This window comes from Streptomyces sp. NPDC000880, from assembly GCF_053599675.1.
The window spans coordinates 75,746-90,163 of the sequence record NZ_JBSFMS010000007.1 but is presented as its reverse complement, the minus strand read 5'-3'; the positions used below and the strand labels follow the sequence as shown (position 1 = coordinate 90,163).

At 67.2% G+C, this 14,418-nt stretch carries 15 protein-coding genes; 6 read left to right on the top strand and 9 right to left on the bottom strand.

The window, feature by feature from the left end; all coding sequences use genetic code 11:
• The first annotated feature begins 40 nt into the window (after positions 1-40).
• Positions 41-373: a thioredoxin gene (gene trxA / locus ACWDO5_RS04240; RefSeq protein ID WP_356223338.1), complete on the top strand. Its 333-nt coding sequence runs from the start codon at positions 41-43 to the stop codon at positions 371-373.
• A gap of 84 nt (positions 374-457) precedes the next feature.
• Here the strand turns inward: trxA and ACWDO5_RS04235 are convergent, their stop codons facing one another.
• The 9 genes from ACWDO5_RS04235 to rpmH all read right to left on the bottom strand — a co-directional run bounded on the left by ACWDO5_RS04235 (position 458) and on the right by rpmH (position 7,355).
• A complete protein-coding gene (locus ACWDO5_RS04235; RefSeq protein WP_142214726.1) occupies positions 458-1,075 on the bottom strand; it encodes a GNAT family N-acetyltransferase in 618 nt (205 codons plus the stop codon).
• Between the two features lie 304 nt (positions 1,076-1,379).
• Entirely contained in the window at positions 1,380-2,471 is a 1,092-nt protein-coding gene (locus ACWDO5_RS04230) for a ParB/RepB/Spo0J family partition protein (RefSeq protein WP_450528205.1), read from the bottom strand.
• A complete protein-coding gene (locus ACWDO5_RS04225; RefSeq protein ID WP_450528230.1) occupies positions 2,468-3,544 on the bottom strand; it encodes a ParA family protein in 1,077 nt (358 codons plus the stop codon). The genes ACWDO5_RS04230 and ACWDO5_RS04225 overlap by 4 nt, the downstream gene beginning before the upstream one ends.
• Before the next feature lie 266 nt (positions 3,545-3,810).
• Positions 3,811-4,527 carry a 16S rRNA (guanine(527)-N(7))-methyltransferase RsmG gene (gene rsmG / locus ACWDO5_RS04220; RefSeq protein ID WP_450528203.1) on the bottom strand — a complete coding sequence of 239 codons (717 nt, stop codon included), beginning with the start codon at positions 4,525-4,527 and terminating at the stop codon, positions 3,811-3,813.
• A gap of 112 nt (positions 4,528-4,639) precedes the next feature.
• A complete protein-coding gene (locus ACWDO5_RS04215; RefSeq protein ID WP_450528202.1) occupies positions 4,640-5,152 on the bottom strand; it encodes a Jag family protein in 513 nt (170 codons plus the stop codon).
• Between the two features lie 14 nt (positions 5,153-5,166).
• Positions 5,167-6,468 (bottom strand): membrane protein insertase YidC, encoded by a 1,302-nt coding sequence (gene yidC, locus ACWDO5_RS04210; RefSeq protein WP_450528200.1) that lies wholly within the window; start codon positions 6,466-6,468, stop codon positions 5,167-5,169.
• 3 nt (positions 6,469-6,471) lie between these two features.
• Positions 6,472-6,831, bottom strand: a complete 360-nt coding sequence (yidD, locus tag ACWDO5_RS04205; RefSeq protein ID WP_450528199.1) for a membrane protein insertion efficiency factor YidD — start codon at positions 6,829-6,831, stop codon at positions 6,472-6,474.
• A complete protein-coding gene (gene rnpA / locus ACWDO5_RS04200; protein ID WP_307662332.1) occupies positions 6,828-7,199 on the bottom strand; it encodes a ribonuclease P protein component in 372 nt (123 codons plus the stop codon). The genes yidD and rnpA overlap by 4 nt, the downstream gene beginning before the upstream one ends.
• A gap of 18 nt (positions 7,200-7,217) precedes the next feature.
• On the bottom strand, positions 7,218-7,355 hold the full coding sequence (rpmH, locus tag ACWDO5_RS04195) for a 50S ribosomal protein L34 (protein ID WP_006381191.1): 138 nt from the start codon (positions 7,353-7,355) through the stop codon (positions 7,218-7,220).
• A 360-nt stretch (positions 7,356-7,715) separates the two neighbouring features.
• Here rpmH and dnaA point away from each other — a divergent pair, with 360 nt between their 5' ends.
• The 5 genes from dnaA to ACWDO5_RS04170 all read left to right on the top strand — a co-directional run bounded on the left by dnaA (position 7,716) and on the right by ACWDO5_RS04170 (position 14,218).
• Positions 7,716-9,479 (top strand): chromosomal replication initiator protein DnaA, encoded by a 1,764-nt coding sequence (gene dnaA, locus ACWDO5_RS04190; RefSeq protein ID WP_450528197.1) that lies wholly within the window; start codon positions 7,716-7,718, stop codon positions 9,477-9,479.
• Positions 9,480-10,330: 851 nt separating this feature from the next.
• Complete coding sequence (dnaN, locus tag ACWDO5_RS04185; RefSeq protein ID WP_355823249.1) at positions 10,331-11,461, top strand: DNA polymerase III subunit beta; 1,131 nt, start codon at positions 10,331-10,333, stop codon at positions 11,459-11,461.
• A gap of 136 nt (positions 11,462-11,597) precedes the next feature.
• The gene (gene gnd / locus ACWDO5_RS04180; protein WP_450528196.1) at positions 11,598-12,476 is read left to right on the top strand and encodes a phosphogluconate dehydrogenase (NAD(+)-dependent, decarboxylating); all 879 of its coding nucleotides are present in this window, start codon (positions 11,598-11,600) and stop codon (positions 12,474-12,476) included.
• Between the two features lie 30 nt (positions 12,477-12,506).
• Positions 12,507-13,667: a DNA replication/repair protein RecF gene (recF, locus tag ACWDO5_RS04175; protein ID WP_450528194.1), complete on the top strand. Its 1,161-nt coding sequence runs from the start codon at positions 12,507-12,509 to the stop codon at positions 13,665-13,667.
• Positions 13,664-14,218: a DUF721 domain-containing protein gene (locus ACWDO5_RS04170; RefSeq protein WP_450528193.1), complete on the top strand. Its 555-nt coding sequence runs from the start codon at positions 13,664-13,666 to the stop codon at positions 14,216-14,218. The genes recF and ACWDO5_RS04170 overlap by 4 nt, the downstream gene beginning before the upstream one ends.
• Positions 14,219-14,418: the final 200 nt, after the last annotated feature.

Here is a 14,418-nt window from a genome sequence, read left to right as displayed (position 1 = left end):
CATCCCCCCTCCCACCCCGCAAAGAAGTAAGGAGGCCGCCGTGGCCGGCGCCCTGAAGAACGTGACAGACGACACCTTCGAAGAGGATGTCCTCAAGAGCGACAAGCCCGTGCTGGTGGACTTCTGGGCCGCCTGGTGCGGTCCCTGCCGCCAGATCGCGCCGTCCCTCGAGGCCATCGCAGCCGAGCACGGCGACAAGATCGAGATCGTCAAGCTGAACATCGACGAGAACCCGGCCACCGCGGCCAAGTACGGCGTCATGTCCATCCCGACGCTGAACGTGTACCACAACGGCGAGGTCGCCAAGACGATCGTCGGTGCCAAGCCGAAGGCCGCAATTATTCGCGACCTTGAGGGATTCATCGGCGAGTAGTCCGAGCAAACACAGCTCGGTTGTTTCACGTGAAACACGAATGGGCTCATCCCTCAGGGGATGAGCCCATTCTCGCGTTCGCAGTCACAGCGGCCGCAGCACGGGCTCCTTCTGTACAGCGCCCAGCAGCCGGTCCAGAGCAAGCTCCACGTCTTCCTTCCAGGAGAGGGTGGTCCGCAGCTCCAGTCTCAGTCGGGGATACGTCGGGTGCGGACGGACCGTCTTGAAGCCCACGGCAAGCAGATGATCGGCAGGCAGCACACAAGCCGGCTCCTTCCATCGAGCATCGCCGAAGGCCTCGATCGCGCGGAAGCCTCGCCGCAGCAGATCCTTGGCCACTGTCTGCACAATGACCCGGCCCAGCCCCTGTCCCTGATAGCCCGGACTGATCCAGGCAGTCATCAGCTGGACGGCGTCCGGTGAGACGGGGCTCGTCGGGAAGGCAGTGGAGCGCGGCACATAGGCCGGAGGCGCGTACAGAACGAAGCCGACCGGCACCTCGTCGACATAGACAACCCGGCCGCAAGAGCCCCACTCCAGGAGCACGGCAGAGATCCAGGCCTCTTTCTCCAGCTCTGGCGTGCCCGCCTTTACCGCGGCCTCTCCGCTGACCGGATCAAGTTCCCAGAAGACGCACGCACGACAACGCTTGGGAAGGTCCGAAAGGTTGTCCAACGTGAGCGGTACAAGCCGACGCCCCATGAAGGTTGTTCCTCGCTTCCCTCACCTGCCGCGCTACGAGCGGCGGCCAGCGCGCTCCGCTCCTGGAGCAGGCTGCTGATAAAACCTCCGACTGCCCCAAGGCCCAAGCCTGCTGTCACCATTTGGCTGCGGCTCACCGTTCGCATTGCCTCGCCCTCCCTCTGAGGTGGATCAAGGTGGATGCGCCATACCAGAACGCATCGTATCCACCCAGCCCCGGCACGGATACTGTCCTACGGCAAAGGGCGGGTCGTGTCCGGTCAACCAGCCGGAGACGACCCGCCCTTTGCGACACTGCGCAGCCTCAGCCCTCGTCGTCCTCCTCGGGCTCTTCATCGAGTCCCTTCTCGAGGACCCGTCCCTCGCCGGGGGCGAGGGTGCCGAGGATGCGCTCCAGATCGTCTATCGAAGCGAATTCGACGACGATCTTTCCCTTCTTCTGGCCGAGGTCGACCTTCACCCGGGTCTCGAAGCGGTCAGAGAGCCGAGAGGCGAGGTCCGTGAGGGCCGGCGACAGCCGAGCTCCGGCCCGTGGGCTCTTCGGCTTGAACGTGCTCTTGGGACTCGAATTGATCAGCGTCACGATCTCTTCGACTGCCCGCACCGAGAGCCCCTCGGCCACGATCCGGTGGGCAAGCCGGTCCTGCTCCTCGGAGTCCTCCACGGAGAGCAGCGCCCGCGCATGACCAGCTGAGAGCACACCGGCGGCGACCCTGCGCTGGACGGGAGGCGACAGGCGCAGCAGACGCAGTGTGTTGGACACCTGCGGGCGGGAACGCCCGATCCGGTCGGCCAGCTGGTCGTGCGTGCAGTTGAAGTCCTTGAGCAGCTGGTCGTAGGCGGCAGCCTCTTCCAGCGGGTTCAGCTGTGCGCGATGCAGGTTCTCCAGCAGCGCGTCCAGGAGGAGCTTCTCGTCGTCCGTGTGCCGGACGATCGCCGGAATGCGCTCCAGACCGGCCTCACGGCAGGCCCTCCAGCGACGCTCGCCCATGATGAGCTCGTACCGCTCGGGCCCCAACTGCCGTACGACGACAGGCTGGAGAAGCCCCACTTCCTTGATGGACGTGACCAGCTCCGCGAGAGCGTCCTCATCGAAGACCTCACGCGGCTGGCGCGGGTTGGGCGTGATGGCGTCGAGCGGCAGCTCGGCGAAGTGCGCGCCGGCCGGCTCGGCGGGCTGTGCTGCCACCTCCGGCTCCGGTGTGATCGCCTCGGGAGCCGTGGCAGCCGCCGGTAGCGTCGTCACCTTGGCCGCTGCCACACCCCGTTCCGCGGTCAGCACCGGGGCCGTTCCCGGAGAGCTCGAAGCCCCCGAAGAGGGCACCTGCTTCTCCTGGGGAGCGGCAGGGATCAGCGCACCGAGCCCACGCCCCAATCCTCTACGTCGCTCGCTCACTGGATCCCCTCCGACATGTTCTGCTGGCTGTTCTGACTGCCCACATGGGCATGCTGCGGGTCGTAGTGAATCCCGACCCCACGCAGCGCGATCTCCCGAGCCGCCTCAAGATACGACAGGGATCCGCTGGAACCCGGATCGTAGGTCAGCACCGTCTGTCCGTAACTCGGGGCCTCCGAGATACGCACCGAGCGCGGGATGCTCGTCCGCAGCACCTCTTCACCGAAGTGGCTGCGCACCTCATCAGCCACCTGCGAGGCAAGGCGAGTTCTGCCGTCGTACATGGTGAGCAGAATCGTCGAGACATGCAGCGCCGGGTTGAGATGCCCGCGCACCAGGTCCACGTTCCTGAGCAGCTGTCCCAAGCCCTCCAGCGCGTAGTACTCGCACTGGATGGGGATCAGCACCTCAGCACCCGCGACCAGCGCATTGACGGTCAGCAGACCGAGCGACGGCGGGCAGTCGATGAGGATGTAGTCCAGCGGCTGCTCATAAGCCTGGATGGCTCGCTGCAGTCGGCTCTCCCGTGCCACCAGCGATACCAGCTCGATCTCCGCACCGGCGAGATCGATGGTGGCTGGGGCACAGAAGAGGCCTTCGACGTCCGGGACCGGCTGGACCACATCGGAGAGCGGCCGGCTCTCCACCAGGACGTCATAGATCGAGGGGACTTCGGCGTGGTGATCGATCCCCAGCGCCGTGGAGGCGTTTCCCTGTGGATCCAGGTCGACCACCAGAACGCGCGCGCCGTGCAGCGCGAGCGAGGCGGCGAGGTTGACCGTGGTGGTGGTCTTCCCTACGCCGCCCTTCTGGTTGGCGACAACCATGATGCGCGTCTGCTCAGGTCGGGGCAGACCCTCACCGGCACGCCCCAGCGCCTCCACGGCCAGCTGGGCAGCTCGGCCAATGGGGGTGTCGTCCATCGGGGGCGGTGTTTCACGTGAAACACCGCCCCCCGGCGACTCGGTACGGGGACCGGGGACCGGATCGGTCATCGGTCCCGCGATGTTGGCGTCGGACCGCAAGGATTCACTCTCCTCGACTTCAGGCTCGCAATAAGCAGAGCCTGCCATGCTTTCGGGGTCCTGAACCAGCGAGGCCCGTGGTTCTGTGGATGAATCCACCTCTGTGGACAATTCCGTAGCCCTCGCGAAGGGCTTGCGGTCCCGCATCGGGGCGGCAGCACGGCCGCGGCTGATGATTCCCTGCAGCAGTGAGCGACGTTTCACGTGAAACACGATGCACGCGACGCAGGACTACGGGCGCACGACACTCCGAAATGCGTACGTATGGAAGCTTGTATGGAGCATCGCTGATAGACAGTACGAACTGCTATGGGTCAGCGACGCCGACGGGTACGGCTGGTCCGGGCGGCCTTGGCCCGCTTCGCTGCGAAGCGCACTCCACCCGGGCTTTCCCCAACCTCCACACGCACCACGGTGGACAGCGGATCAACGAGCCCCTCACCGACATGCAGAACCGAGGTCTCCACGACGCCGAGCTTGCTCAGTGCGGCCCGGGCCCCCTGGATCTCCTCCTCGGCGGTGTCGCCCTTGAGCGCGAGCATCTCTCCGTAAGGACGCAACAGCGGCACCCCCCAGCCCGCCAGCCGGTCGAGCGGCGCCACGGCACGCGCCGTCACCACATGCACCGGAGGCAGCTTGCCCAGGACCTCCTCGGCACGGCCCCGGACCACGGTCACATGGTCCAGCCCCAGCAGCTCGACGACTTCCTGAAGGAAGTTCGTGCGCCGCAGCAGAGGTTCAAGGAGCGTGATCTTCAGATCCGGACGCACCAACGCCAGCGGAATGCCCGGGAGGCCGGCGCCCGAGCCCACATCGCAGACCGTCACACCCTCCGGTACCACCTCGGAGAGCACCGCACAATTCAGCAGATGCCGTTCCCACAGTCGCGGCACCTCACGGGGACCGATCAGGCCACGCTTGACTCCGACGTCCGCCAGCAGCTCCGCATACCGCACGGCCTCCGGAAAGAACTCTCCGAATACCGCCCGCGCCTCTTCGGGCGCCTGGGGAAGCTCTGCTTCCTCCGTCACGGGAACCGTCCTTCCGTACCGCACTGTGGACTGTGGTGGTGGCTGGCTGACTATCAGGCTGACAAAGATCGGCCCCGCCTGCGAACAGACGGGGCCGACAGAACGATGGAGGTCAGGCGGGGAGTACGACGACGAAGCGCTGCGGCTCCTCGCCCTCGGACTCGCTGCGCAGACCCGCGGCGGCGACCGCGTCATGCACGACCTTGCGCTCGAACGGCGTCATCGGGTCCAGCTTCACCGGCTGACCGGTGCCCTTCACCTCGTCAGCGGCCTTGGCGCCGAGTTCGGCGAGTTCCGTGCGCTTCCTGGCCCGGAAGCCCGCGATGTCCAGCATCAACCGGCTGCGGTCCCGCGTCTCCCGGTGCACGGCGAGCCGCGTCAGCTCCTGGAGTGCCTCCAGGACCTCGCCGTCACGGCCGACAAGCTTCTGCAGATCCCGGCTACCCGTGTCACTGACGATCGAGACCGCGGCCCGGTCGGCCTCGACGTCCATGTCGATGTCACCGTCGAGATCGGCGATGTCGAGCAGACCCTCGAGGTAGTCGGCCGCGATCTCCCCTTCCTGCTCGAGGCGGGTCAGGGTGTCGCCACCCTCGGCGGCGGCGGAGATGGTGCCTTCCGTCACGGATGGACTCCTTCTTACTTCTTGGACGACGGGTGCTTGGGCCGCTGCTGGCCCTTGCGCTGTCCGGACTTGGGCTGCTGGTGTGCGGAACCTGAGGCAGGCTTCCCCGCCGGCTTCGGCTTGGCGTCTCCCCCAGAACCTCCGGCCTGGGAGGTACCTCCGGAGCGCGCATCCTTCTCGAGCGAGGGCTTCGACTCGGAGTCGGCGGATTCGGCGCTCTTGGCCGCGCCCTGCTGCGCACCGGTGGACTGACGCTTCGATTTGGTCTGGCGCTTGGGCTGCTGCCGCCTCTGCGCGGGGCTGCCATCAGCCTCGGCGACTGCTGTGTCGCTCTTAGCCACCGTGCCGTCCGGCTGGGCGGCGAGGCCCGCCTTGGCCAGGCCCGTGATGAACCGACGCTCGTTCTCGTTGCGGTCCGTGCCCTTGGCCACGATCGCCTGGATGACATTGCGCTTGCGACGCGACCGAACCTCGCTGTGAGCGGTGACGCTCTTCAGCAGGCGCTGCAGGTAGTGGTCCTGGGCCTTGCTGCCCGGCGTCGGGTTCTGGCTGATCACGTACATCTGCTGGCCCATGGTCCACACGTTGGTGGTCAGCCAGTAGACGAGGACACCGACGGGGAAGTTGATGCCCATCACGGCGAAGATGACCGGGAAGATGTACATCAGCATCTTCTGCTGCTGCATGTACGGCGTCTTGACCGTCAGGTCGACGTTCTTCTGCATCAGCTGGCGCTGGGTGTAGAACTGCGACGCCGACATCAGGACGATCATGATCGCGGTGACGATACGGACATCGGTCAGCGAGGCGTTGAGTGCGGCGACCTTCTCCGCGCTGTCCGTGAACTTCGACGCCAGCGGGGCGCCGAAGATGTGCGCCTGACGGGCGCTGCCCAGCAGCGATTCATTGATAACACCGATGGTCTTGCCCGAGGCGATGCTGGAGAGCACGTGGTACAGGGCGAAGAAGAACGGCGACTGCGCGAGGATCGGAAGGCACGAGGAGAGCGGGTTGGTGCCCGTCTCCTTGTACAGCTTCATCATCTCTTCGGACTGACGCTGCTTGTCGCTCTTGTAGCGCTCCTGGATCGCCTTCATCTTCGGCTGGAGCGCCTGCATGTTCCGGGTCGACTTGATCTGCTTCACAAAGAGCGGGATCAGACAGATCCGGATGAGGATCACCAGCGACACGATGGACAGTCCCCAGGCCCAGCCCGTGTCAGGGCCGAAGACCGCCCCGTAGAACGTGTGGAACTGGACGATGACCCACGAAACAGGTGTGGTGATAAAGCTGAAGAGACTGGCAATCGTGTCCACTAATCAGGCTCCTTGAGCATTGGGCGAGGTCTCTGCGGCCGCACTCGGGGGTTCGGAGATCGACCCCCGGGGAGGCACATCGGCGGCGGAGTGCCCGCCCTTGCTGCCACGCAAGGCGTCGCGCAGCATTTCGTGCCATCGCGGACGCTTGCGCGGCGGCACATGATCGACGCCACCCGGCGACCACGGATTGCACCGCAGGATGCGCCAGGCGGTCAGTGCTGTGCCCTTGACCGCGCCGTGCCGGTCGATGGCCGTATACCCGTAGTGGGAACACGACGGGTAGTACCTGCAGACAGGCCCCAACAGTGGGCTGATCGTCCACTGATACAGCTTGATCAGAGCCAGCAGCGGGTACTTCATCGCGCGCCCCCTCCCAGCAGCCGCTGAAGAGCGGCATCCAGGTCTCGGGCCAGCTGTGCATAATCGGCGTCGCCCGCACCGGGCAGCGCCCGTACGACCACCAGGCTACCGGGGGGCAGCTCGGCGAGTCGGTCGCGTATGAGGTGGCGCAGTCTCCGCTTGACCTTGTTGCGTACGACCGCCCCGCCCACAGCCTTGCTCACGACGAAACCCGCACACGTCGGGGGAGCACTTTCCCCAGGCGCGTGCGGGTCCGTTGCACCGCTGCGTAGATGGACGACGAGGAGCGGGCGACCGGCCCGGCGTCCTCGGCGTACTGCGGTCGCGAAGTCCTCGCGCCGCCTCAGCCGATTCTCGGTAGGCAGCACGTCACGACCTGTACGCGATCAGGCGGACAGGCTGGCGCGACCCTTGCCACGGCGGTTCGCGAGAATCGCGCGGCCGGCACGGGTGCGCATCCGCAGGCGGAAGCCGTGGGTCTTGGCGCGACGACGGTTGTTCGGCTGGAAGGTGCGCTTGCTCACTCGGGGGCTCCAGAAATGATTCGTTGATGGCGGGACATCGCCTGGCTGTCACCGTGCGCCCACGAGTAGCTCGCGTTTACGCCCGAGTGCACCGCTTCACAATCACAGACCGTGATCTTTGCCCATCGGAGGCAGGCGGCAGCAGCCATCGACAACTCGACCTGGTCACGGTACGCGCGGCTACGCCATCCGGTCAAACCACGCTCACGCCGTGCTCCACTGTGCACAGGCTGTGGACAACAACTTGAACCGCGCGGGTCGCCCTGACTACCGTGGCTGAACTCCAATTCCTTTCCTGCCTGTCTTCCCATCCCGTCCCGAGAACCACACATTCGTGGGACCTGCGAGAGAGCGTGCCTTGTGGCTGATGTACCTGCCGATCTTGCCGCAGTGTGGCCACGAGTGCTGGAACAGCTCCTCGCTGAGGGCCAGCAGGGCATCGAGCCCAAGGACAAGCAGTGGATCGAGCGCTGCCAGCCACTCGCACTGGTGGCCGACACCGCGCTCCTCGCCGTGCCCAATGAATGGGGCAAGCGCGTCCTCGAGGGCCGCCTCGCCCCGTTGATCAGCGATACCCTCAGCCGTGAGTGCGGCCGGCCGATCCGAATCGCCATCACCGTGGACGACTCCGTGGGCGAGCCCCCGGCTCCGCAGTCACCCCCCACGCAGCCGCAGGCGCCTCGCTATCAGGGCCCACAGCACGACGAGCGGCAGAGCGACCCGTACGACGACTACGGGCACCGGCCCGACGACGACCGGTTGCCGAACGTCCGTCCTGCCTACCCCGAGTACCAACAGCACCAGCAGCAGCGCCCGGAGCCCGGCGCCTGGCCGCGTACACAGGAGGACCTCTCCTGGCAGCAGCCGCGGCTTGGCGGCTTCCAGGACCGCGACCCGTACGCCACCGCCCGGCCGCGCCAGCCCCAGCACGACTACCGGCAGCCCCCGCCGCCCGAGCGCCAGCAATACGAGCAGCCGCGCCGGGAGCGCCACGACCTTCCCGATCGGCAGGCACCCCATCGCAGCGCTCCCGGGGGCGCTCCCGGGCCGCTGGGCGCTCAGCCCTCGCCGGCGCCCGGTCCCGGTGAGCCACATGCCCGCCTGAACCCGAAGTACCTCTTCGACACCTTCGTCATCGGCGCGTCCAACCGATTCGCGCACGCCGCGGCGGTCGCTGTCGCGGAGGCGCCGGCCAAGGCGTACAACCCCCTGTTCATCTATGGGGAGTCGGGGCTCGGCAAGACCCACCTGCTGCACGCAATTGGGCACTACGCCCGCAGCCTCTACCCCGGCACCCGGGTGCGGTATGTGAGCTCGGAGGAGTTCACCAACGAGTTCATCAACTCGATCCGCGACGGCAAGGGCGACACGTTCCGCAAGCGCTACCGCGATGTGGACATCCTGCTGGTCGACGACATCCAGTTCCTGGCGAGCAAGGAGTCGACGCAGGAGGAGTTCTTCCACACCTTCAATACGCTCCACAACGCCAACAAGCAGATCGTGCTGTCCTCGGACCGGCCACCCAAGCAGCTCGTGACGCTGGAAGACCGACTGCGAAACCGCTTCGAGTGGGGTCTGACCACCGACGTACAGCCGCCGGAACTGGAGACGCGGATCGCGATCCTCCGTAAGAAGGCGGTGCAGGAGCAGCTGAACGCCCCGCCGGAGGTACTGGAGTTCATCGCCTCCCGGATCTCGCGCAACATCCGCGAGCTGGAGGGCGCGCTGATCCGGGTGACCGCGTTCGCTTCGCTCAACCGGCAGCCGGTGGACCTCGGACTCACCGAGATCGTGCTCAAGGATCTGATCCCGGGTGGGGAGGACGCGGCTCCCGAGATCACCGCTGGCGCGATCATGGCGGCGACCGCCGACTACTTCGGTCTGACTGTGGAGGATCTCTGCGGATCGTCGCGCAGCCGGGTACTGGTGACCGCCCGCCAGATCGCGATGTATCTGTGCCGTGAGCTCACCGATCTGTCACTGCCGAAGATCGGCGCGCAATTCGGCGGCCGTGACCATACGACCGTGATGCACGCGGACCGCAAGATCCGCGCGCTGATGGCCGAGCGGCGCTCCATCTACAACCAGGTCACCGAGCTCACCAACCGCATCAAGAACGGCTGAGGTCGCCACCCAAGAGGCCTTGGAGGGCGCCCCGGGACGAGGTCCTGGGGCGCCCTTCGTCGTTCCAGAGGGATCGCCGTACCTCTCCCGGGTCTCTCCTCCAGGTGTCCGGTGTTCGAATAGTCGGCGACCGGGAGGTGTTCTCCACAGCTCTGGGGACGACCTTCCGTCCACAGCCTGGGGACTGGAAAGTTGTCCAGATTGCGTCCACAGGGGCGGTTGCCGAGACATCATCACACCAGGTCAGCTGCTTGTGGATTTGTGGCCAACCGCGCTCCACAGACTGTGGACACAGAAGCCCTCCACAGGGCGCGATCAAGGTTGTCCACCGGCGGCCCACAGGCAGCGCCTCGTTGCCCACAGCTTCTCCACACCCCTGTCCACTGTTCGGCAACGAAGCACCCGTGCTCACCGTGTCGAGTGAAAGGCGTCACACCAACGAGGTCGGTTGGGCTGTGGGGAACGTGGGTAAAGCTGGGGACAGCGCTGGGGAGAAGTCCCCTCGGGCTGTGCATCGAATGTGCAGAACTTTCCGGCGTCCACAGAACCACCGGGTTGTCCACCGGCTCCGCCCACAGGCCCGGTGGACAAAAAAATGGGTCTGACCTGCGTGGATGACGTTATCCACGGTTTCCACAGGCCCTACTACTACTCCCACTTAGAGTTACCGGGGAATTCGCTTCGAAGAAGGCCCTGTGCACAACTCCAGCCCGGAGCGCCCGACACCTCTTGCCACGACTTGACCCCGACCCGCACCGACTGTCGGTGCCGTGCGTCAGACTGGTCCCCGGCGACACAGCCGACGACGAAGGCCAGCAAGGGCGAGCCAGCAACAGCAGGAGGCGGTTCCGGTGAAGATCCGGGTGGAGCGCGATGTACTCGCGGAGGCGGTGGCCTGGGTGGCCCGGAGCCTCCCGGCCCGTCCGCCGGCGCCCGTACTCGCGGGCCTTCTTCTGAAGGCGGAGGACGGCGCCCTCAGCTTCTCGAGCTTCGACTACGAGGTCTCGGCCCGCGTCTCCGTGGAGGCGGAGGTGGACGAGGACGGCACCGTCCTGGTCTCCGGCCGGCTGCTCGCAGACATCTGCCGCGCCCTTCCCAACCGGCCGGTGGAGATTTCCACAGACGGTGTACGGGCGACCGTCGTCTGTGGTTCCTCGCGATTCACACTCCACACCCTGCCTGTGGAGGAGTACCCGGCGCTGCCGCAGATGCCGACCGCGACCGGCACCGTACCCGGCGAGGTTTTCGCCTCCGCCGCGGCGCAGGTCGCCATCGCCGCCGGCCGCGACGACACGCTCCCGGTGCTCACCGGCGTACGTATCGAGATCGAGGGCGACACCGTCACGCTGGCCTCCACCGACCGCTACCGCTTCGCGGTCCGCGAGTTCCTGTGGAAGCCGGAGAACCCCGAAGCCTCCGCTGTCGCGCTGGTGCCCGCCAAGACGCTTCTGGACACCGCCAAGGCGCTGACCAGCGGTGACACGGTCACGCTCGCGCTCTCCGGCTCGGGTGCGGGTGAGGGGCTCATCGGTTTCGAGGGCGCCGGGCGGCGGACCACGACCAGGCTGCTCGAGGGCGACCTGCCGAAGTACCGGACACTGTTCCCCACCGAGTTCAACTCGGTCGCCGTGATCGAGACCGCACCCTTCGTCGAGGCCGTCAAGCGAGTGGCTCTGGTCGCCGAACGGAACACCCCGGTGCGGCTCAGCTTCGAGCAGGGCGTGCTGATCCTGGAGGCCGGTTCCAGCGACGATGCACAGGCTGTGGAGCGTGTCGACGCGAACCTGGAGGGCGATGACATCTCGATCGCCTTCAACCCGACCTTCCTGCTCGACGGTCTGAGCGCCATCGACTCGCCGGTCGCCCAGCTTTCGTTCACCACCTCCACCAAGCCCGCGCTGCTGAGCGGCAAACCGGCTGTGGATGCCGAGGCGGACGAGGCGTACAAGTACCTGATCATGCCCGTGCGGCTGTCCGGCTGAGTCCGGTTGGCCCGCCCGAGGGCTGATCCCGACGTGCCCTGCTCACGCCCGAGCGGGCCCGTCGGGCTGTCGGTACCGGCCGGGCGTAGGCTCGGATCCGGGTACGAATCGGCATACAACGCTTAAGGAATCTGTGATGGAGCTCGGTCTCGTCGGCCTCGGCAAGATGGGCGGCAATATGCGCGAGCGCATCCGCCGCGCAGGCCACACTGTCATCGGCTATGACCGCAATCCGGATGTTGCCGATGTCCACAGCCTCGAAGAGCTTGTGAGCAAGCTGAAGAGCCCGCGGGTCATCTGGGTGATGGTCCCGGCCGGAGCCGCGACCCAGTCCACCATCGACGAGCTGGCCGAGCTGCTGTCCCCCGGCGACATCGTGGTGGACGGCGGCAACTCCCGCTGGACGGACGACGAGAAGCACGCCGTAGAGCTGGGCATCAAGGGCATTGGCTTCGTTGACTGCGGTGTGTCCGGCGGCGTCTGGGGCCTGGAGAACGGCTACGCGCTGATGTACGGCGGCCATGCCGAACACGTCGCGAAGGTGCAGCCGGTCTTCGACGCGCTGAAGCCCGAGGGAGAGTTCGGCTCGGTGCACGCGGGCAAGGTCGGCGCGGGCCACTTCGCGAAGATGGTCCACAACGGCATCGAGTACGCCATGATGCAGGCCTACGCCGAGGGCTGGGAGCTGCTGGAGAAGGTCAACTCGGTCACCGACGTACGTGAGGTCTTCCGGTCCTGGCAGGAGGGCACGGTCATCCGCTCCTGGCTGCTCGACCTGGCGGTCAAGGCGCTGGACGAGGACGAGCACCTGGAACACCTGCGGGGTTATGCAGAGGACTCCGGCGAAGGCCGGTGGACTGTGGAAGCTGCGATCGACAATGCGGTGCCCCTGCCCGCGATCACCGCGTCGCTGTTCGCGCGGTTCGCGTCCCGTCAGGACGACTCCCCGCAGATGAAGATGGTCGCCGCGCTGCGTAACCAGTTCGGCGGCCACGAGGTCGAGAACAAGAAGTAGCCCTGAGCCGGGGGAGGTCGGCGTACATCCATGCACGTCACGCATTTGTCGCTGGCCGACTTCCGCTCGTATGCCCGGGTCGAGGTCCCTCTCGACCCGGGCGTCTGTGTGTTCGTGGGGGCGAACGGGCAGGGCAAGACCAATCTCGTCGAGGCGGTCGGCTATCTGGCGACGCTGGCCAGCCACCGGGTCTCCTCGGACGCGCCGCTGGTGCGGATGGGGGCCGACCGGGCGGTGATCCGGGCCGCCGTTACGCAGGGTCAGCGCTCCCAGCTGGTCGAGCTGGAGCTCAATCCAGGGAAGGCGAACCGGGCCCGTATCAACAGGTCTTCGCAGGTCAGACCGCGTGATGTGCTGGGGATAGTACGGACGGTGCTGTTCGCGCCGGAGGATCTGGCGCTGGTGAAGGGCGATCCGGGCGAGCGGCGGCGGTTCCTCGACGAGCTGGTCACTGCGCGGTCGCCGCGGATGGCAGGGGTGCGGTCCGACTACGAGCGCGTGCTCAAACAGCGCAACACCCTGCTGAAGTCGGCGGCGATGGCACGACGGCACGGCGGGCGCGCGGGGGTAACTCCCGCGACGAAGTCCGGGGGGGCGGATCTGTCGACGCTGGATGTGTGGGACCAGCATCTGGCGCGGGCGGGCGCGGAGTTGCTGGCGCAGCGGATCGAACTGATCGCGGCGCTGGAGCCGCTGGCGGAGAAGGCGTACGAGCAAGTGGCGCCAGGGGGCGGGCCGGTGGCGCTGGAGTACCGTTCCTCCGCCGCTGGCGGTGCGGGCGGAGTGCAGGGGCGCGAAGCGCTGTATGAGCAGCTGATCGGCGCGCTGGCAGAGGTGCGCAAGCAGGAGATCGAGCGGGGCGTGACGCTGATCGGGCCGCACCGGGACGACCTGGTGCTCAAGCTGGGGCAGCTGCCGGCGAAGGGGTACGCCAGCCATGGTGAGTCCTGGTCGTACGCGCTGGCGCTGCGGCTGGCCTCGTACGACCTCCTCCGGGCGGAGGGCAATGAACCCGTGCTGGTGCTGGACGACGTGTTCGCGGAACTGGACGCGCGGCGTCGGGAGCGGCTGGCGGAACTGGTGGCTCCGGGTGAGCAGGTGCTGGTGACCGCGGCGGTCGAGGACGATGTGCCGGGGGTGCTGGCGGGGACGCGGTACGCGGTGGCGGACGGGGCGGTGGAACGCGTATGAGCGAGGACCCCGGCGGCGAGCCCGGTCAGACGCCGAAGGTGCCCGAGTCGTCGGGCGTCGATCTGGCGAGGGTCGCGCTGCGCGCGGCGAAGGAGCAGGCGAAGGCGCGAGGTGCGGCGGCGCAGCAGAAGAAGCAGGCCAGGCGGGGCGGGGGGCTGCGGTCGGGGGCGCGTGCGGACGGCCGCGATCCGCTGCCGCTGGGTGCGGCGATCAACCGGCTGATCACCGAGCGGGGCTGGGAGACGCCGGCCGCGGTGGGCGGGGTGATGGGGCGCTGGCCGCAGATCGTGGGCGAGGACCTGGCGAACCACTGTGCTCCGAAGAGGTTTGACGATGATCCTGCTGAGCGCGTTCTGACGGTGCAGTGTGACTCGACGGCGTGGGCGACGCAGCTGCGGCTGCTGGCGCCGAGGCTGGTGGCGCGGCTGAACGAGGACTTGGGGCACGGGACGGTACGGCTGATCAAGGTGCTGGGGCCGGGGGGGCCGCAGACGGGGTACGGGCCGCTGAGGGCGCCGGGCAGTGTGGGGCCGGGCGACACGTACGGCTGAGGGGGAGGTGTCTCTCACCACATCCACCCCCGCGCCCCCGCTCCCGAAGCTGGGGGCTACGTCCCGGGCCTCCAGGGTTCTCCGGCCTCCGGCCCCCGGGCCTCGCGACGGCCCTGCCGCGGCAGATTCGCGCCGCGGGGCCCCCGGCCGCACGTGCTGGGGCTGCGCCCATGGAGTCCATGGCGGCCAACCCCACCCGT